Source organism: Leptospira alstonii serovar Sichuan str. 79601 (assembly GCF_000347175.1).
Lineage (GTDB): Bacteria > Spirochaetota > Leptospiria > Leptospirales > Leptospiraceae > Leptospira > Leptospira alstonii.
The window spans coordinates 77,828-96,304 of the sequence record NZ_ANIK01000052.1; the positions used below are offsets into that span (position 1 = coordinate 77,828).

The following is an 18,477-nucleotide window of genomic DNA, read 5'->3' on the forward strand; positions in this document are numbered from 1 at the left end:
TTCCGAGCGGAGTCATATATTGTGTTAGGCGAAGAATATCGCATTTTTTGTTTTCATCATTCATTTTTCATTAATTTCTTTTTTAAATAAATGATTATTCCTATTTTAACTCTTTATTTAAAAGCTATTTTGCCAGGCTTTCACTAACGAAAGGGGCTCCTCGACGTTGCGTTCGCTCCTATTTATAACTATCTTTTCTTTGATCTATATCAACAAAGATTACTAATAATTCAATATTTTTAATCAAATAGAATAAGCGATATTTTCCAATACGATATCGGAAAAGACCGGAAAAATCTCCTTTTAGTTTTTTGATATTCGGACCAAATAATGGATTCTTTTTTAATAAAGGATATACATAATCCAATAATTTCTTTTGAAGATGAGAATATCGACGATCCTTGAGTTTACTTTGAAATAATTCGGTTTCCGCAATTTTATATTCAGTGGACAACTTTATATTTTCCCTGAGCTACTTCTTTAAGACCCTTTTTCAAAGATGAAATGAGTTGCTTGTCCGAAAGAATTTCATCCATCTCTTCATCAGAAATATAAAATTCATTCGTTAAATATTGAATTGCGGCATTTTCAATAAAGTTGGAGATCGTACGCCTTTCTCCTTCCGCCGCTTTCTTGAATATATCGTAAATCGGATTTTCAATACGTAGAGTAATTGTTTTGGACATTTATAGGAACCTGCATTTTTATTCAAAATATAGCATTAACATTCAATTGTCAAACCTCTTCTTCTGACAAAGCGAAATGTGTCGAAAGCCAAGCGAGGGTGCGTAGTATCCCGAAGCGCAGCGTCAGAGCCGATAGTTAGCCGCCGCTTTTAACATCCGGTCGTACAATTAGCCGAAACGGGAACGACAAAAAAATCATTTTCCTTTTCAGAAGAAATATATAAATGCTGATTTGAGACGTTATAATGATCCTTTAAATCAAATACGAAATCTAATTCTCCATCACCAACAAAAATCAATGAGGTCATTTCATAACGTTTTTCTCGAGAATCAATGACCATTTCTTGGCTATTCTTTCGGAGAATTAGTTTATAATTTTTCACACCGTCTGATATTTTTATCCAATTACCTTCAACAAAATTATTGCGTATTTCTATTTTGGTTACTTCAGAAGTACTATCTTCAATATTTATCAAAGAAGATTGTTCTATCTTTCTAACAATCTTTCCATTCTGACTTGGAGTAGATCTTACCAATACGTTTGGATATATGGTAAAGCATGATCCTTTCACTTCTGAGCTTAAAAGATTCCGATTAAGGAAAAAGATTAAAAACATTATTAGAATTAAGAATCTAATTTGATGCATGTTCATAAGTTTAATTTTTAAAAATGGCGGCTAACGGATCCTTTCGGACCTTCGTAGATACAAGCGCTTGTGCAGGTCTCGTTCAGAGTGATTTTATATAGTAATGGCAATAAAGGTTTGAGATGATTCCAGAGCCAGATGGAAATATTTTCGGAAGTAGGATTCTCAAGTCCGGGAACGTCGTTCAGATAATAATGATCCAAATGATTTTCGATGAGAGGTTTTACGATCTTACTGACTTCAGCGTAGTCGATCAACCAACCCGTTTTTGAATCGATTTTTCCTCTTAAATGAAGTTTAAACCGAAAGCTATGACCGTGAAGTCGTTTGCATTTATGACCGTCGGGTACGTTCGGAAGGAGGTGAGCGGCGTCGAAGCGGAATTCTTTGGTGAGTTCGATTTCTTCCATGAGATCTGCCCGGCTTTATAAGAGTCTGCCTTAAAAGCGACAACCTCTTGCAGCATTCAACTTTTGTGATATAAGAAAATCCGAATTTAAAGACAAGCTGTAAGTTCGAAAGATCCGAAAGTCGACCGGGATCAGGTTGAAGAGACTGAGAAAAAGCCGGTTTATTTTACCAGCTCTTTCAAAATTTCCTGTCTTTTTTGATCTTTTTGGTGTTCGTTCAAAACCAACCATTCTCTTTTGATTTGTTTGGAGCTTACACCCTTAAGTTCTGCGTATTTGTTGAGAAGTTTTGCAGTTTTCTGATTCATACCGACCAAAAAACTGGAAAGCCTGCCTATGTCAAGCAACTCGGTTTTTAGGAATTTGATGATACCATCGATTCTTCCGGCGAAACTACAAACTTCCGCAAAATCGCCAAAAAAGGGGCTCTTCCTTGAGCAGGAGACCTCTCATTCAAGTTGCCTGGGGTCTTACACGTTCTAAATACTGTGGGAGACTTCAAAGTTTTTGTCTGAAACAAAAAGCTATCGTCGCTACCGTGATGAAAATGGTCGAAAGCTATTATGCGCTCGTTACGAAGGAAGAGATTTTCGCTGAAATACCTGCCCGATATGCGCAGACAAGACAAACGATTCTATTTCTTAGGAAGAATCACATAAAAGATCGTTTTTCCAGGCTCCGATTCCAATTCGATTCTGCCTTCGTGTTTTTTTACAATCCTTCGAGAAATATCCAATCCCAAACCGCTTCCTTCTCCAGGTCCCTTGGTGGTAAAAAAAGGATCGAAAATTTTCTCTCGCACTTCCAAAGGAATTCCAGGCCCGTTGTCTTCGATGGAAACTTGAACTTCTTCCCCTAAATCCAATGTGGAAATTTTAATCTTTCCTTTAAACCGCATCGCTTGAAGCGCGTTGTAAATCAAATTGGTCCATACTTGAACGAGATCGTCCGGATACACTTCGATGACAAGGCCTTTCGAAAATTCAAGCTCCAATTCCACACTTGCCTTAATCTTATTTTGATACAGAGTAAGAACCGTCTCTATATTTTCCGCAAGATCCGTCTTTACCTTTCCGCCCACTTCTTCAGAATCTATATGAGCATAACTCTTTAGAGCGTATACGATCTTAGACGTCCTGTCCACTGCGAGTCTTATGGAAAGAATATTCTTATATGTTTGAATTTCTTCGAGAGCGTATTTTACCAAAAGATAATGAGTCGGATTCGCAAACAAAATCGGAAATTCATTCACAGCGCCGGGAAGACCGCTGTCCAAAAGACGATCCGCAAGACTATGAGCGTTTTGATAACCCAAAGCGACTAACTTTCTTTTGATCTCATCCAATGCACCCTTTCGATTCTCTCTGGAAAGCGCGTTTTCCTTGCTATCGATTCCACTCCGTATTAATTCCGACAGATCATGAACAAAATCGGAACCAACCTGAAAAAGTTCAGAACCTAACTTTTCCATTCGATCCGCAGAAGAATCTAAATAGGCTTTCAACTCCCCGCTTAGAGCCGCAATAGCGCCTAACGGATTGTTGATTTCATGCGCGATTCCGGCCATAAGTTGTCCAAGCGCAGCCATCTTTTCAGAAAGAATCAACTGATCCTGAGTTTTTTGCAAATTTTCCAATGCGTGCGCCAATTCGGAAGTTCGGACTTGAACCGCCTTTTCCAATTCTTCCTTGACCTCTTTTCTTTCCGCATTGAGAAAAAGTTGAGTTACCTGCTCCGCTATGGTAACCACGAATTGTTTTTCATATCCCTTCCACTTTCTAAGTTCGCCTCTATGTTCGAGACAAATAATTCCCTTCATTTTTCCTCTAAGAAAAAAAGGTGCGTCGAGTAAAGAACTGATTCCCAACGGAATACAATAACTTTCGGCCAATTCTCTGGTTCTTGGATCATTGATTACGTCCGTAGCATCCACAAAACGATCTAGTTGAATCGCTTCGAAGTAATTCGGATAATCGCTAAATTTCATGCTAGTAGTTTCAATGTGAGCCTGAGATCTTTTATCCCAACCCGCAATTAAAGAGGAAGTAGCGAGATCGTCTTTATCAAAAATCCAAATCGAAACTCGTTCACAATGTAAAACTTCGGCCGCCATGATCGTAATTTTTTTAGCGCCCGCTTCTAAATTACCGGTGGCAAACTCGAAATCCGTCGCCATTTCCATCAACGCTTGAGCGTGCAAAGCGATCCTTTTTGTTTGTTCCTCTTTTTCGCGTGTGGCGTTTTTGATAAGGGTAACGTCTCTTGTAATTGCGATTATAGTCGTAGAATTTCCTACGTTGACTAGTCGCGCTGAAAAGACGGCGTCTACTACGCTACCGTCTTTTTTTACAAATTGAACTTCGTAATCTCGAACGAGTCCTTCCTCTTGTAATTTTTTTGCGATCTCGTCTCGGTTTTGAACGTCTTGCCAAATACCAAGCTGTAGAGAAGTAGACTTCACCGCTTCTTCTTTTGAGTATTGGAGCATCTCGGAAAAATGTTCGTTTACTTTGATATACTTACCGGTTTTAAACTCGCTGAGAGTAATCGTGTCCGGATTCATTTCAAAGATCATTTCGAAAAGATTTTTGCTTTCCTGCATTTTTGCAAGATACTCGTCCCGTTCCGCTTCGGCTTTTTTCTTATCTGTAATGTCGATCAAAAGAGAGAGTAACATCTGTTTCCCTTCCAATCGAAAAACACGATTGCCGGAAAGTACGTGTTTCAATGTTCCGCCCGCGTTTTGAATGGTCGCCTCGATCGTGCCCGACCAACCTTTATCCTCCAGTTCCTTCTCTAACTTCTCTTGATCCAAAGAATCTTTCCAAATTCCAAGTTGGCTCGATGATTTTCCGAGAACCTGTTCTCTTGTATAACCGATAAGATCGCAATAAGATTGGTTGATCTGACGATAGATTCCGGTTTCTAATTCGGACAGAGAAACCGCAGCCGGAGTCAGTTGAAATAGCTTTTCAAATAAGTCCTTGCTAAGGCGAAGTTCCTCGTCCAAATGCCTTCTCTCTTCCTCCGCTTTTTTCTTTTCGGAAATATCCGTCGCTAGAGAAATGATTTGTTTTCTTCCATCCAACTCGATTATCCTCGCGGAATAGAGAATTGGAATTTCCGTTCCGTCAAAGGCCATAAAAACGGATTCTAAATTTTTAACCTCGTTGTTATGGGAAAGGGCTTCGTAGATCTCGTTTCTAAGATGTATCGCCTTATCCCAGACATGAATTTCCGGGGTAGTCTTGCCGATAACGTCTTCTCGTTTCAACTGAATCATCTCCAAAAACCGTTCATTGACATCTACGATTTTTCGGGTTTCCAAATCCGTGACAACTACGGAAGACGGTATCAATTGAAATAACTTTTGAAAAAGATCCTTACTCTTTTCCAATTCTTTCGCGAGAGTTTCCAGATACCGAGTCGACTCTCTGAGTTCCGTAATATCGTGACCGATTGTAAGAATTTTCTTTTCACCGAAGGATTCTAAAAATCTTAATGAAAATAATAACGTTTTTATTGTACCGTCGAAAATTCGCAACTTACCTTCAAAATTTTGAACGATTCCCTTCTCTCGAAGCGTTTGAAGAATTGTAGCTCTATCAAACAAATAAAAGGAATCCGCAAGATCGGCGGGGGTTTTAGATAATACGTCTTCTCTCTTTTTTCCGAGATATTCAAGAAAACGATCGTTAACGTCTATGTAAACTCCATTCTCTTTTGCTAATGTGATTGCGGAAGGATTCATTCTAAAAATCTGACTTAAAATTTCTTCTTTTTCCCGGACTTCATCCAAGAGTCTTTGTTTTTCCTTTTCTTCCAGAATACGATCGGTTATTGGAACCGGGATGGACAAAAGTGCATTCTTACCTTTGTATTCGATGAGCTGTGCGGAAAATAATACCCAAAATTCCTTACCCTTAGTAGTGAGAAACCGAAGTTCTAAACCATCCACGAAACCGTTTTGTCTCACGAGCGAAACGACCTTCTTTCTGTCGTCGTCTGAAAACCAAATCCCCAGTTCGACGGTCGTCTTACCTTTTAACTGATTAAAATCGTAGTCTATTTGTTGCGCAAATTTACGGTTTACTTCCAAGAGTTTACCCGTATTGATCTCCGTGATTGATATCGGCAAGGGATTTAGGAAAAAAAGTCTTTCAAGAGCCTCCCGATTTTCTTTGACTTCTTCGTATAACTTTTGATGAATATTCTTGTTTCTCTTATGTTCGGAAATATCTCTTACGCTGCCCCAGATAGAGATCGGATTTTTCAGATCGTCCTGAATCACATAGATCTTTACGTTCATTGAAACGATGGAACCGTCTTTACGGATATATTCTTTTTCAAATTCTTGAGAATAACCGGAAGGAAAAAGATATTTTTCAATGATCGTTTTTTGATTTTCAATCCATTCTTCCGGAATCAGGGACCAAAAGCTGATCTTTCGAAGTTCTTCCGAAGAATAACCCGTTAGAGTCAGAAAGGCAAGATTTACCTCTAAAAAATTTCCCTCCAAATCGGCGATTGCAATTGCGTCTCGACTGGTTTCGAAAATTTGTTGGAAGAATTCAGAATTGAATAGATTTGAGTCAAAGATCTTCATTGGTTAAGGATACTATAAAAGACGTTCAAAAACTAAAGGAGACCTAGCAAAGGAAGAACAATTTTATCTAAGCTTTTGAGAGGGCTCAAGCGATTTACATTTTTGAAATGAATGGATATTTGCAAAAGAATCTTAAAATGAACGATTACGATAGAATAAAAATACTATAACATATCCTAAAAAAATAGTAAAATAGAGTTGTTGAAAAAACTCTATAATTCCGAATCAAGCGGTCCGAATCGTCAGTTCTAATGAAATGAAAAAGCGGTCGGGATCCATTTTTCAACAACTCTAAAGAATTTACCGCTGTAAAGAATTACTTTGAGTCTATCCCAATACCTTTGTAAAATTCTCAAAGAAACGAAAATTTCTAAAGAATCGGTAAGTTTTGGGACAAGTTCTTTTTATAGAATTTCTATTTTTTCAAACATCAAAAAATTCAAATATTCTAAACTTGGAAAGGTTCCAATTCAACTCACACGAACCCGTTGTTTTCCTGGAGGACGTGCCCGTCTTAGGACAGTCCGCGCGATTGAAGATAAAAAAGCTGATCTTCGTCGATCCGAGATACGGTGACTTCGTAGTTGAAGATCCGTTTTGATCCTTCTACTTCCAAAATCCCTCCCAACTTGTGCGGTTGGTTATCGATCTCCTCACTTACATCGATTCGCTTTGAGATACGAGCTTCACTCAACACAAACCCGATTTTATGTCGCTTTGAGGGAATCGAATCCCGCAACAAAAGCTCGGTTTTCCAGATTGTGGGAACTCCTCCTTTTCTTTCGATCGCATTCTCCTTAAAAAAGAATTCAACTCTGCAAACAAAGAATCACTCGAACCGATTGAAAGCCGCGATCGTAACCGAATCGTCTCGATGCTTTCGAACTCCAAAGCTCAATTTCCAAAGGAATAATCCTTCCGCATTCGTAAACTTCCGTCCGTATAACAATACGTCTTTGACTGATTTCAAAGAGGGTTTTAAAAAATAGAATTGAGAATTTTCCGGATCGCATACGAACGTTTCGGATGGATCGTCTTAAAACGAAAACAAATCCGTTTCCTTCGAAAGGAAACCCCATTTGATTTTAGAAACGAATCGAAACCGATCCGATATGACGAAATCTAAAATTTTTCTCCGATGGGGTACGACCGCAAGATCCTAGGCGTGATACAGTAAAATATCATAAACTACGAATGTATTTTTAAAATCGTTTTCCATAACCCACCTTGAAAAATCATCGATTCTTGAATCTGCAAAAGTTCCCCGACGATTCCGAAATTTCATAGGGACCGCCGTTTCTACATCGAAACAATCGGCTCTATATTTTAAAATGGGGTCGATCCGTTATTCTAATCCTATATCGATTCAAATCGGATCAAAAAGGATTTGGAAAAAGCGGCTCTTACTAAAAACTTTTCTTGCCATTGAGGCCGGTATGAATAAGCTCCTGTTCCGAAAGGAGCGAGAAACCGAGATTTGCAAATTTGAATTTTATGCCTTTTCTAAAATCCGAATTTTCCACGGCAAATGGATTCAAAAAAGCAAATACTTACGTTATTTTTTTTGGATGAGTTTAATAAAATCCAAACTTGTAAGAACTCTCGGCTTTAAACTCCTTTTTAGAACTACGGAAACCGGTTAGAATATGAAAAATATCATCCATACAATATCGCGACTTTGGAATCAAACGCCGATTTGGGTTCGTCGATCCCTGATCATGCTTCTTGTTCTTGTCGTTCTTGCAAAAGCGGCATTTGCGTTTTTAATTTTCCGGAAAGCTCCTCGTTTGTCGGGAGAATTAAGCGTTCCCGGACTTACGAAATCCGTTTCCGTAGTTCGAGATTCTTACGGGGTTCCTCACATTCAATCCGAAGATTCCTCTTCCGCCTACTTCGCGTTAGGTTACGTAAGCGCGAGCGATCGTTTGTTTCAAATGGAAATCCTAAGAAGGGCCGCAAAGGGAGAATTATCCGAGGTTTTAGGAGCCGAACTCGTTCCAACGGATACATTTTTAAGACAGGTTCTTTTAAGAAGAACCGCGGAAAAGATGTTGCAGGAATCCGTAAAAGGAAATCCTCAAATTCTGAAAGAAGTGGATTCTTTCTTGGAAGGAATCAATTTCTTTTTAAAAACGGAATCGCTTCCGATCGAATTTACGATTTTGGGATATCAACCGAAACCATTCGATCGACTCGACGTATTGAGCGCGCTTTCCTTATTATCTTTTTCTTTTGCGGAGGCTTTGCGAAACGATTCTCTGTATACCATTTTGGAGAACAGACTTCCGAATCGAAACGTAAGAGAAGTATTTCCCAGACACGATGCGGAAGATCCGTTTTCGATCCAAGAGAATCAACCTTCCTATTCTCCCCAAAGGCCGACCGAAAATCGAAAGAACTTTTTTCCCTTAGCGAAAGAATCAAAATTTTCGACTTCAAAATCCAAAGAACTTTCCGACTTGGATTCCGTGATCCGAAAAACGAATCGAATCTTGAACGAACTTCCTCTTTTTTTAGGAAGTAATTCTTGGGTCATCGCTCCTTCCCGATCAACGACGGGCGGCGCGATCTTGGCGAACGATCCTCATATCGCCTATAGCAATCCGGGAACCTGGTATGAAGTTCATTTGAAAGCGGGCGATCACGAGACCTACGGATATCATCTTCCCATCGTTCCTTTTCCTTTAATCGCGCATAACGCGAAAAAGGCTTGGGCATTGACCATGCTCGAAAACGACGATATGGATCTTTACGAAGAGGTTCTACATCCCACAAAACCGGATCTTGTAAAAGAAAAAGGAAACTGGGTTCCGATTCAGGTTTTTAAAGAATCGATTCCCGTCAAAGGAGAGGAAGCCCGAGAAATTACGATTCAAGTGACTTCTCACGGTCCGATTCTTTCCAAACCGATCGCGGAATATACGGGATCGGTCGTTTCTCTTTATTGGGTCCTTCATCACCTTCCGGTTCCGGTACTGGAAACGGTTTATTTCCTGGGACGTTGTTCTTCCTTGCAGGAATGTTCCAAGGTAGTTTCCGAGTTACCTTCTCCGGGATTGAACGTTTCGTATGCGGATGCGAACGGAAACATCGCTTGGTGGGGAGTGGGAAGATTTCCGATTCGTAAAAAGAAAACCAATACTCGCAAGATTTTGAATGGAGCTACGGGAGAGGACGATGTGATCGGTTATCTTCCTTTCGAACAGAATCCGAAACTTATAAATCCGCCCGAAGGAATCATTCTCACCGCAAATCATCTTCCTACATACGATCTGAAAGGATATGGAAAGCCGGAAGGTTATTGGCAGGAATCGGATCGAGGAAGAAGAATCTACGAACTTCTCTCTGGGAAAAAAAATTGGTCTGTGGACGACGTTAAAAAAGTTCAGACCGACGTTCATTCGTTTTCGGCGAGAACCATAGTTCCTTTGATTTCACTCGAACTCGAAGAGGATAAAAATTGGTCCGGAGTATTTCAGGAAGCCCTGGACGTCTATCGGAAGTTCGACGGAGAAAACACGTTAGACGCATCGGGCGCCACGATCTTTCACACGCTCAATCAATTCGTAATGTTGAATTTGTGGACGGACGAATTCGGAGAATCGGATCTTAAAGTTTTCGGCGAAAGCGCGGAACGTTGGAACGCGTATAAATCGATTCTTGCTAATCCGAAATCCGATTTTTGGGACGATCTTTCCACTCCGGATCGCCGGGAAACAAGGAGAGATATTCTCATTCGTTCTTTTGCACAAACGGTTCGTTATTTATCCAAAGAACTCGGCGGCGCTCCTTCTTCCTGGAAATGGGAAAAGGTTCACGAAATCACGTTTGAACATCCGATGGGAAAGGTTCCGGTTCTCGGTTTGATTTTCAATCAAGGCCCCTTTCCGGTCGCTTCGGGAGAATCCGTTGTTAATCTCATGAATCAACACGAAATCAATCCGAAGATGACACCTCGTGTGGGACCTTCCAAACGGAGAATTATCGATCTTGCACATCCTGAAAATTCCTGGTCGGTATTACCGACTGGCAACTCGGGGAATTTGGGTTCTCCGTTTTACGGAGATCAGATCCGTATGTTCTTAAACGGAGAACACCGAACGATTCGATTCACTCAATCTCAAATCGAAAAGGACTCGAAGTACGTTTTGAAGATGATTCCGAAATAAAAAATAAAATTCAAAAATAGAAATTAACGAAAGCTTAAAATACCGGGCGCATGGTCGGGCAATTTTTTAGACAAGAAAAAAAATTTTGAAATTGCCGACCACCAGGCTCTCTGCTCAGGTCAATAAATTTCAAATCTATTTATATACAAAAAAAATCGAATCACAAATTTATTGACCTCGCTTCGATCCTTTGCGCGGGGATTTCTTGAAATCATCGAAACGGATCGTAAGGTTAACGTTTCCCGGACAAATACGAAAAAATCCTTTTAAAAAGGCGACTCAGCGGTTCTTCGACGTATCGATATATCAACCAGGAAACGCCCAAGGTAAAAAGAAAACTAAACAAAAGGCTTAAAACGAAAAACGCCAGGCCGGTTTCAAAAAGATCGGGTAATAAGAGTTTTAACGCGCCGAAGGAAATTAAGGAAAGAAGCAAATGCCATATATAAATCGTATAACTTAGATTGGAGATCGGGGCGACGAATTTCGCACCCAACCCTTTCGCTAAAAAAGTGTTAGGAAAGAAAATCACCGATAAAAGAATACAAGCGTAAACTAAATCGATCAAATTGAATCTTACCGTTCCTGAAAAAAAGGAATAAATGGATTCGCTTTTTAAATTCACAAAAACTAAAATTAAAACGGGTAATAAAATTAATAAAAAACTTATTATACGACCCGATAGATATTTTTTTAGATAATCTCCGCGATTAACGATCCAATCCATGAGGATCACCCCTATCACGATCGAATCCGCACGAGTATGTGTGGGACGAAAAACCAAGGTTTCATAATCCGTTCCAAAAACGTCAGGATTGAGATAAATATAAATCCTTAATATTCCGGGAATCAAATACAAACACCAAAGAATACATTGCCTCGTAAAAAAATCCCGTTTAAACAGAACGAATCCGCAGAAAAAAGGGAATATCAGATAAAATTGTTCTATGATCGATAGGAACCAAGTATGGATGTTAGGTCCTCTTAGATAATTTCCGAGAAAAACAAAATCACCCCAGGCGTTTCGCAAGCCGTTATCCGTACTTTCCATAACGTGTAAGGCCATCAATTTGTCGGGTACGGATAACTCCTTTGTAGCGACCCATTTTTGGCTGATGGAATAAGAGACTCGATTGATCCAATAACTGATCGTGATAAAAATATAATAAACGGGAAGTAACCTGTAATTTCGCTTAAAGAAAAAATCCAGATAACGAATTCTTCCGTTCTCCGACCATTCTTTCCATAAGGCCATGGAAATTAAAAAACCGCTGAGAATAAAAAACAAATTCACTTCAAAATGATGAAGCATTTCAATAAACGCCTCAAGGAGGGAGTTCTTATTTGCGGCGGTATATCCGGAATAAAAATAATAATGATATACGAATACGGTTGTAATTGCGAACGCCCTCAACCCGTTCAACGGAGGAATTTCCTCTCTTTTGTTTTCTTTTTTTTGCTCCATAAACCCCGTTTCAATACATTCGAATTTTTTGATATACTTATATTTTAAAATAGATCGCGAAACCCCCGTGAAAGAATTATAAACTCGTTAAAACCCGAAAACAAATCGTTGGAACGAAAATTTTAACGGATTGCTTGTCACTTTCGGATTCTATGGAGGTTTCCAAGAATTATACCGTATATTTTTTCGAATCAAAATGTAAAGTGAACTTTGAAGTTTTACGGGTAAAAAGTAGTGCGGGAACTCCCGCATTTCAAAGAGTTAGGCGCCGGTTTGTTAAGGTTTGGATCGGATCGATAAAAAATTCTAAATCGGATTCCTTAAGAGCAGCGTTACAATCTCCAATACAAAAGGATCTCCTTGTTTCCGTCTCGACCTTCGATCGGAGACCATTCCAAACCCAAAACCGTACCGCCGATTTCTTTTTTGAGATATTTGCAAAGAGAACGAACGATCCGAAGTCGAATTTTGGAATCCCTTAAAACTCCTTTGACGAGATCTTTATTATCCGCTTCAAACTGGGGTTTTATCAAAGTAATACATTCTAATTTTGGAATGTGTTTTTCTTCTTTCAATTTGCGGATCGCCGGAAAAACGGATCTGAGGGAAATGAAACTCAGATCCATAACGATCACGATCGACTCGGGATGGGGCGCTTGAAAACGATTCGTATCCCATTCGATTTCGGAGGAGGATAATTTTTTCAGATGAAAACGGTCTTTCACGATAACGGAAGGGTGATTCCTCAATTTTTCGGCCAATTGACCGTAACCGACGTCGCAGGCAAAAACTTTCCAGGCCCCTTTTTCCAAAAGCACCTGCGTAAATCCTCCCGTCGAAGCGCCGAGATCCACACAAAGTTTTCCGTCGACTTTTAGCGGAAAAACGTCGAAAACTTTCAATAATTTATACGCGCCCCTGCTCACGTATTCCGGTATGACGCTGAGAATTCGAATCACCGAATCTTTAGGAAATTTTAATCCGACTTTGGTTATCTTTTGTTCGTTTACCAAAACGGAGCCGGAAAGAATCAAACTTCTCGCTTTTTCCGGAGATTGTGCAAGTCCCCGGTTTAGAAGAAGAATATCGAGCCTAATTTTTTCTCTGGCCAATGTAAATCGGAAGTTCCCGAAAGAAAGTTCCCTCTTTGTCGGTGGAAACGAAATCGGAAGCGATAAGAATTAGATTTTTTTGAAGTTCTTCGACCATTTGTTTACAACGATCCATTCCGAATAACGACGGATAGGTGATCTTACCCGTTTTTTGATCCTTACCCGGAGTTTTTCCCAAGGTTTCCCAGGTTCCTTCCACATCCAAGATGTCGTCTGTGATTTGAAACAGTAGGCCCAGATCCTCTCCGTATTTGGATAAGGACTCTTCCCTTTTTTTCCAGTCCTTACGAAGACGATTTCCTAAGAGTAAGGCCGATTTAATGAGAGCGCCCGTTTTCAAACGATGAGTCAATTGAACCATTGCGATCTTTTCTTGTTCGTTCTTAGAATTTTGCCCTTTTGTATTCTCCCTTTCCATTTGTAAATCGTAGATCTGTCCCGAAACCATCCCGGGCGCGCCGGAACCTGCATGCAAAATTTCTAATAAATCTCGATGCAGTAAATAATCCCCCGTCTCCCCTTGAATCAAGGAAACGAAATAAAACGCGAAAGAATTGAGGGCGTCACCCGCCAAAATCGCGGTGGCTTCGGAAAACTTTTTATGCAGAGTCGGCAAACCCCTTCTAAAATCGTCGTTATCCATACTCGGAAGATCGTCGTGAATCAAAGAATAGGTATGAATACATTCCAAAGACGATCCTAGTAGAAGAACGTTTTGAGATTCGTTTTGAAGTTCTCCGAAAGCGGCCAACGCCAAAACCGGCCTGAGTCGTTTGCCTCCGGCGACGAGGCTGTATTTCATCGCTTCAAAAAGTTCGGGGGCGGATTGTTTGGAAAGTATCGAAAGGGTTTGAGAATCCAAAAATTTTTCAAACTCGACTCTATAAGAACGGAACATTTCGGAAAAGGAAGATTGACTCACTCTACCTCCAGGTTGAAAAAAAAACTTCGAATTGTAAAGCAAAGTCCGATCCCGAACAAAGAGCTTTTCAAAACGAAGTCCTGCACTATTTCTAAATAACGCGAATTAGTTTGGGCGAATCCGGCCTTGGCTTTGCCAAGGCCGGACCGCGCTTTCGGCTCCAATCAACAAATTGACGGTCCGCTCGAAAAACTAAATTCTTGCGTCATTCCAATTTGTTGATTCCGCTTCAATCGCTTTCGCATTTGTTAAACCGAACTCATTTTAAATACGGCTCAAAAAGAATCCTTTAAAAATACCACCTCGCCTAACGTTTTCATTTGTTCGTCAACGTTTAAGATTTCACCTTTAATACGACCTTTCCTACGGAAGCGCCGGATTGAAAGTATTTCAGAGCCTCGTCGATTTTCTCAAACGGAAACGTTCTGCCGATATGCGGCGGAGAAAGATCGAGTTTCACGAGACCGTTCAAATGTTTGGTCAATTTTTCGACCTTTTCATAAAGCCAAATCAGATTGAAACCCATAACCGCCTTATTATCCGAAACCATACGCATCGGATCCAATTTCGGCCTGGAAAGATATTTATAAACAAGTCGAAGCCAGTTGACCCCGCTGCCCCCTCCCATCATTTCCGCGGCGCCGTAGACGATCATTCTTCCCATCGGAGCCATGATATCGTAACTTTCCTGAAAAATTTTTCCACCAATACATTCCAAAACGAGATCCAAATCTTTCCCGGAAAGCGATTCTTGGAGATCCTTTTTAAATCGACCCGAACGAACGATTTGTTTGTCATAACCTTCTTTTTTGAGAAGATCCGTTTTGGACGAAGTTCCGATCGTTCCGATCGTGAACGCCCCGAATTTTTTTGCGATTCTGTTTGCGAGAATTCCCACTCCACCGGCCGCGCTGTGAATCAAAACCGTTTGTCCTTTTTTAAGATCCCCCAAGGCGACTAACGCGTAATAGGCGGTCAATCCTTGTACGAGAAAACCCGCGCCTTGGTCGAAGTCCCATTTGGAAGGAAGTTTAAAAACGTATTTTGAATCGATATTCAAATGAGAAACGTAACCGCCGAAACGGGTCACCCCCATAATTTTATCTTTCTTCCTTACGTTCTTAACTTTTTTTCCGGCAGCGATTACAATTCCGGAATATTCAAGTCCCGGAATAAAGGCTCCCGTCGGAGTCGCGCTATACAATCCTTGAATTGCAAATAAATCCGCGAAGTTCAATCCGATCGAATGAACCTCGATTTGTACTTCGTTTTCACCCGGCTCGGGAAGGGTTTCGGTTTCCAAATGAACGTTTTCAAGAGATCCTTTTTTTCTGACGAGGGCGATCGTTCTTTGCATGAAAGGAGGTTATAAGAATTCGAAACAAGAGAGCAAGAAGAATTTTCGAAAACTCGGCCGTATCCGAATTTGAGAGAAAGATCAAGTAAAACTCAAAGTAAATCCTTTTATCCGTTTGATCGGATCTTGGATCGCACGGATAAAGTTTCAAAAACATTTTCCGCTTTCAAAAAAAGGATCGTCGATCCGAAAAAAACCTATTTTAAAACAAAAGGGCAGGATACAAATTCCCAACTCCCTTTCGTTCCTTAGAGATCAAAATTCGGGAGAATAAAATTCTTTTTCTTTGCCTCGAGGCGCGATCGCAAACCGATACTTTCGTTTGGAATGAAATTCCGGATTGAACCAGCGAACTTCGTAGATCGCCATCCCTTCCGAAGAATCTCCCTGAAAACGAACGTCCAATTCCGTTCCGCTATCGTTCACCGTTCTTCCTTCTTGTCGTAATACCTTCCAGTCTTCCTTATATTCCTTATATTGAATGGAAATCAAAGGTCGATGAAATTGAATCCGGGAGGGATTTACATCCTTATAACGAAAGATCCAATGTTTCTCTAAATTCTCTTCCGCAAGGACGAGTCTCGGAATCTCTTTCAATTCACGACTTCCTTTTGCTTCCCGTTTCTCGGGCATATACCGTTTCGTATCCAATTGAAATTCCCATAACTCCGGAAAATTTTCGCTTCCGCCTTCCGCGGGCATTTGTTTTACGAGATCTATAAGATGAGCTTGTAAAAACGGTTGTGTGGCAGGTCCGTAAATCGTATGACCGCCTTCGTAATGTTGTTTGGAATATTCTTCGGGAGTCGCGGCATAACCGAAGTAACCGTTCGCGCAAGACAAAACCGAAGTTTGAACAAACGATTCTTTGCTTTTGGACGTTCTCTGCTTTTCGGCTTCCAAAACCGCATCGGAGAATCTTCTACCCGACTCGTTTGTGACTTCGAAAGGAACGGCAAGAAAAACGGTGTCCCCGATTCTTGCGGATTGAAGAATCATTTTATGCGGGAAATTTTTTTTTGCCAAAACCAGATATTGAAAGAAAGAACCCGCAGTACGTTTATGTCCCTGACAACCTCCGGTGAAAATATAACGAGGCCAACCTTCTCCCCAAAACGGAAGCCAGAATAAAACGGGAGTTTTTCCGTCTTCCGCACCGCCGGTCAACGCGGTTCCAACAACGGGCCTACCGCAAAGTTCCGCTTCTCCCATCTTCGGATTTTCGTAAACGTCCACTTCCTTGGAACTGTAAGAATACGTAACGTCGTCGTTGAACTTCCCATCTAAACTTCGAAAAAGTTCATAAGATTTTTTTGATATTTCAAAACCGAGTCTTTTGGATTCGATAAAACCCTGCATGTCCTCGCGATAATCGGGAGAATTATCGCCGTGTGTCGCGTTGGAAACCGCGTGTAAAGGTTCCCAGTCCGTTTTAAATTCTTCCTTGATCTTATTCTCCAATTCCCTTTCCGGATAAGCGAAGACGTCCGCATTCACGACTTTATTCCAGGAAGGAACCGTAGTTCCGTGAATCGAATAAGTAGTATAAACCGCCAAAGGTTTGAACGTGTTGTTCTTGTCTTTCGCGTCGATTCGAACCATCGCCATCTCCGGATTTACCGCGTCGTAGATCTGTTCGGTTTTGATTTCTTCGATTCCGGAATTCCGATTGGCCGCATAAGCCTCGATCGAACGATTTCGGGTTAAACCCCAAATATTAGATTTTCCTGTTGCAATTCTTGCGGGTCTTGCGGTTTGATAAGCCTCCAGGACCGCGTTATAAATCCTATCTTCCAAAAATTCATACCATTCTTTTTCAAAACCGGACTTATTTCCCGCAAACTCGTTGTAAAAATTATTTTCATAAAAATTTCCTGGAGCCGAATGTGTGTGAGTCCCAGTAAGAACGATTCCCCCGAGACTGATATCCGTTTTTTCGGCGAGACGTTCCGCGAGTTTATGATGTAAAAGCAGAGAACCCGAAAGCAAATCGGTTTGAATCAGAACCAACGGAGAATATTGATCTTTTCGAATATAGATGATTCTCGCGTAAATTTTGGTTCTAAATCCTTTTTCGGTGTTTGCCAACATGGAATAACCGGCAAGCGGAAGGCCGGGAGGCGGAGTGATATCCGCTTTGGAAGCCCCCGCAAAAAGTCCTTTCGTATTCGAAACGACCGAAGGTTTTTTATTTTTAATCACGTAAACCGTGGAATCGCCGCAACCGAGAACGACTAACACAAAAAATAGGATCAGAAAATTCGCGCGGAAATAAAAATTTTTCAAATCGAATTCCTCCGGGCCGATGGTTCTATAAGATGGTTTCGAAAAATCAAGACGCTTTCCTTCTTTTAAAGAACATTTTAAACGATTTTAATTACAAATCTCTTATTTTCTGATTTCAAAATCAACCTGATCGACAACAAAAGGTAAAATAACTAAAATGTTTGGTGTCAAACTATATGGATTTATGGAAAAAACTTCGATTTTATTTTTTTAACTTCTATCCTCCTTACTTTGCGGCCGGGATTCGATACAAAAAAATCAGCAAAGATTTTACTCATTTTCAACTCTCAATGAAACTTCATTGGTGGAATCAAAATCTTGTCGGCACCCACTTCGGAGGTTCGCTTTATTCCATGTGCGATCCGTTTTACATGCTGATCCTTATGGAAAATTTAGGAGAGGAATACATCGTTTGGGACAAGGCCGCGACGATTCGATTCGTCACACCCGGAATCGGTAAGGTTTACGCGGACTTTGAGATTTCTCGCGAAGAGATAGAAAGAATTCGAAAAGAAGCGGATGAAAAAAGAAAGTTAGACGCGTTCTTTCAGGCGAAAATCTTCGACGCAAAAACGGGTAAGGTGGTCGCGGAACTGGACAAGGTGGTTTATGTGAGAAGAAAAGAAAGAATCAAAAAAGAAAATAACTGAACGTTTATCCTTAACTCGCAATTCGACTTTCTCGCGCATATTCGTAAAGCGGATCACCGTTACTATAGCCTTGTAACAACACTGATCCGACTTTATCTCTTCCGTTTATAATTCATTTATTAGAGTTGTTGAGAAATTAATTTTCCATTTGTTTCTGTTTCATTGAA

13 protein-coding genes and 1 pseudogene are annotated in these 18,477 nt (G+C 40.5%); 2 read left to right on the top strand and 12 right to left on the bottom strand.

What is annotated here, in order from left to right:
* Positions 1–178: 178 nt before the first annotated feature.
* From LEP1GSC194_RS11430 to LEP1GSC194_RS23445, 7 genes and pseudogenes are all read right to left on the bottom strand, one after another.
* Complete coding sequence (locus LEP1GSC194_RS11430; protein WP_020773679.1) at positions 179–454, bottom strand: type II toxin-antitoxin system RelE family toxin; 276 nt, start codon at positions 452–454, stop codon at positions 179–181.
* Entirely contained in the window at positions 444–686 is a 243-nt protein-coding gene (locus LEP1GSC194_RS11435; RefSeq protein ID WP_020773692.1) for a hypothetical protein, read from the bottom strand. The genes LEP1GSC194_RS11430 and LEP1GSC194_RS11435 overlap by 11 nt, the downstream gene beginning before the upstream one ends.
* A 149-nt stretch (positions 687–835) precedes the next feature.
* The gene (locus LEP1GSC194_RS22295; RefSeq protein WP_173644568.1) at positions 836–1,324 is read right to left on the bottom strand and encodes a hypothetical protein; all 489 of its coding nucleotides are present in this window, start codon (positions 1,322–1,324) and stop codon (positions 836–838) included.
* A 26-nt stretch (positions 1,325–1,350) separates the two neighbouring features.
* The gene (gene queD / locus LEP1GSC194_RS11445; protein ID WP_017808036.1) at positions 1,351–1,743 is read right to left on the bottom strand and encodes a 6-carboxytetrahydropterin synthase QueD; all 393 of its coding nucleotides are present in this window, start codon (positions 1,741–1,743) and stop codon (positions 1,351–1,353) included.
* 161 nt (positions 1,744–1,904) lie between these two features.
* On the bottom strand, positions 1,905–2,051 hold the full coding sequence (locus tag LEP1GSC194_RS22660) for a hypothetical protein (RefSeq protein ID WP_046690929.1): 147 nt from the start codon (positions 2,049–2,051) through the stop codon (positions 1,905–1,907).
* A gap of 326 nt (positions 2,052–2,377) precedes the next feature.
* A complete protein-coding gene (locus LEP1GSC194_RS11455; protein WP_020773704.1) occupies positions 2,378–6,349 on the bottom strand; it encodes a PAS domain S-box protein in 3,972 nt (1,323 codons plus the stop codon).
* Between the two features lie 517 nt (positions 6,350–6,866).
* Positions 6,867–7,046, bottom strand: a pseudogene (locus LEP1GSC194_RS23445) (SufD family Fe-S cluster assembly protein); the annotation flags it as partial.
* A 949-nt stretch (positions 7,047–7,995) separates the two neighbouring features.
* Here LEP1GSC194_RS23445 and LEP1GSC194_RS11475 point away from each other — a divergent pair.
* Complete coding sequence (locus LEP1GSC194_RS11475) at positions 7,996–10,518, top strand: penicillin acylase family protein (protein WP_020773693.1); 2,523 nt, start codon at positions 7,996–7,998, stop codon at positions 10,516–10,518.
* 232 nt (positions 10,519–10,750) lie between these two features.
* On the opposite strand, the gene LEP1GSC194_RS11480 is transcribed toward LEP1GSC194_RS11475, so the two are convergent.
* From LEP1GSC194_RS11480 to LEP1GSC194_RS11505, 5 genes are all read right to left on the bottom strand, one after another.
* Positions 10,751–11,983, bottom strand: coding sequence for an acyltransferase family protein (locus LEP1GSC194_RS11480; protein WP_020773716.1), 1,233 nt, complete (start codon positions 11,981–11,983; stop codon positions 10,751–10,753).
* Positions 11,984–12,315: 332 nt separating this feature from the next.
* Complete coding sequence (locus LEP1GSC194_RS11485) at positions 12,316–13,095, bottom strand: TlyA family RNA methyltransferase (RefSeq protein WP_020773672.1); 780 nt, start codon at positions 13,093–13,095, stop codon at positions 12,316–12,318.
* Complete coding sequence (locus LEP1GSC194_RS11490; protein ID WP_036042493.1) at positions 13,076–14,017, bottom strand: polyprenyl synthetase family protein; 942 nt, start codon at positions 14,015–14,017, stop codon at positions 13,076–13,078. Before LEP1GSC194_RS11490 ends, LEP1GSC194_RS11485 begins: the two co-directional genes overlap by 20 nt.
* A 334-nt stretch (positions 14,018–14,351) precedes the next feature.
* Entirely contained in the window at positions 14,352–15,374 is a 1,023-nt protein-coding gene (locus LEP1GSC194_RS11495; RefSeq protein ID WP_020773733.1) for a synaptic vesicle VAT-1 family membrane protein, read from the bottom strand.
* 255 nt (positions 15,375–15,629) lie between these two features.
* The gene (locus LEP1GSC194_RS11505; RefSeq protein WP_020773753.1) at positions 15,630–17,660 is read right to left on the bottom strand and encodes a neutral/alkaline non-lysosomal ceramidase N-terminal domain-containing protein; all 2,031 of its coding nucleotides are present in this window, start codon (positions 17,658–17,660) and stop codon (positions 15,630–15,632) included.
* A 176-nt stretch (positions 17,661–17,836) separates the two neighbouring features.
* Here LEP1GSC194_RS11505 and LEP1GSC194_RS11510 point away from each other — a divergent pair, with 176 nt between their 5' ends.
* The gene (locus tag LEP1GSC194_RS11510; RefSeq protein ID WP_020773689.1) at positions 17,837–18,310 is read left to right on the top strand and encodes a DUF4442 domain-containing protein; all 474 of its coding nucleotides are present in this window, start codon (positions 17,837–17,839) and stop codon (positions 18,308–18,310) included.
* The last annotated feature ends 167 nt before the right edge of the window (positions 18,311–18,477 follow it).

Bases quoted from the DNA above. Each gene is read 5' to 3' on its own strand.
- LEP1GSC194_RS11480 (WP_020773716.1), bottom strand. From the start codon at position 11,983: ATGGAGCAAAAAAAAGAAAACAAAAGAGAGGAAATTCCTCCGTTGAAC.
- queD (WP_017808036.1), bottom strand. From the start codon at position 1,743: ATGGAAGAAATCGAACTCACCAAAGAATTCCGCTTCGACGCCGCTCAC.
- LEP1GSC194_RS11475 (WP_020773693.1), top strand. From the start codon at position 7,996: ATGAAAAATATCATCCATACAATATCGCGACTTTGGAATCAAACGCCG.
- LEP1GSC194_RS22660 (WP_046690929.1), bottom strand. From the start codon at position 2,051: ATGAATCAGAAAACTGCAAAACTTCTCAACAAATACGCAGAACTTAAG.
- LEP1GSC194_RS11495 (WP_020773733.1), bottom strand. From the start codon at position 15,374: ATGCAAAGAACGATCGCCCTCGTCAGAAAAAAAGGATCTCTTGAAAAC.
- LEP1GSC194_RS11435 (WP_020773692.1), bottom strand. From the start codon at position 686: ATGTCCAAAACAATTACTCTACGTATTGAAAATCCGATTTACGATATA.
- LEP1GSC194_RS11455 (WP_020773704.1), bottom strand. From the start codon at position 6,349: ATGAAGATCTTTGACTCAAATCTATTCAATTCTGAATTCTTCCAACAA.
- LEP1GSC194_RS11510 (WP_020773689.1), top strand. From the start codon at position 17,837: ATGGATTTATGGAAAAAACTTCGATTTTATTTTTTTAACTTCTATCCT.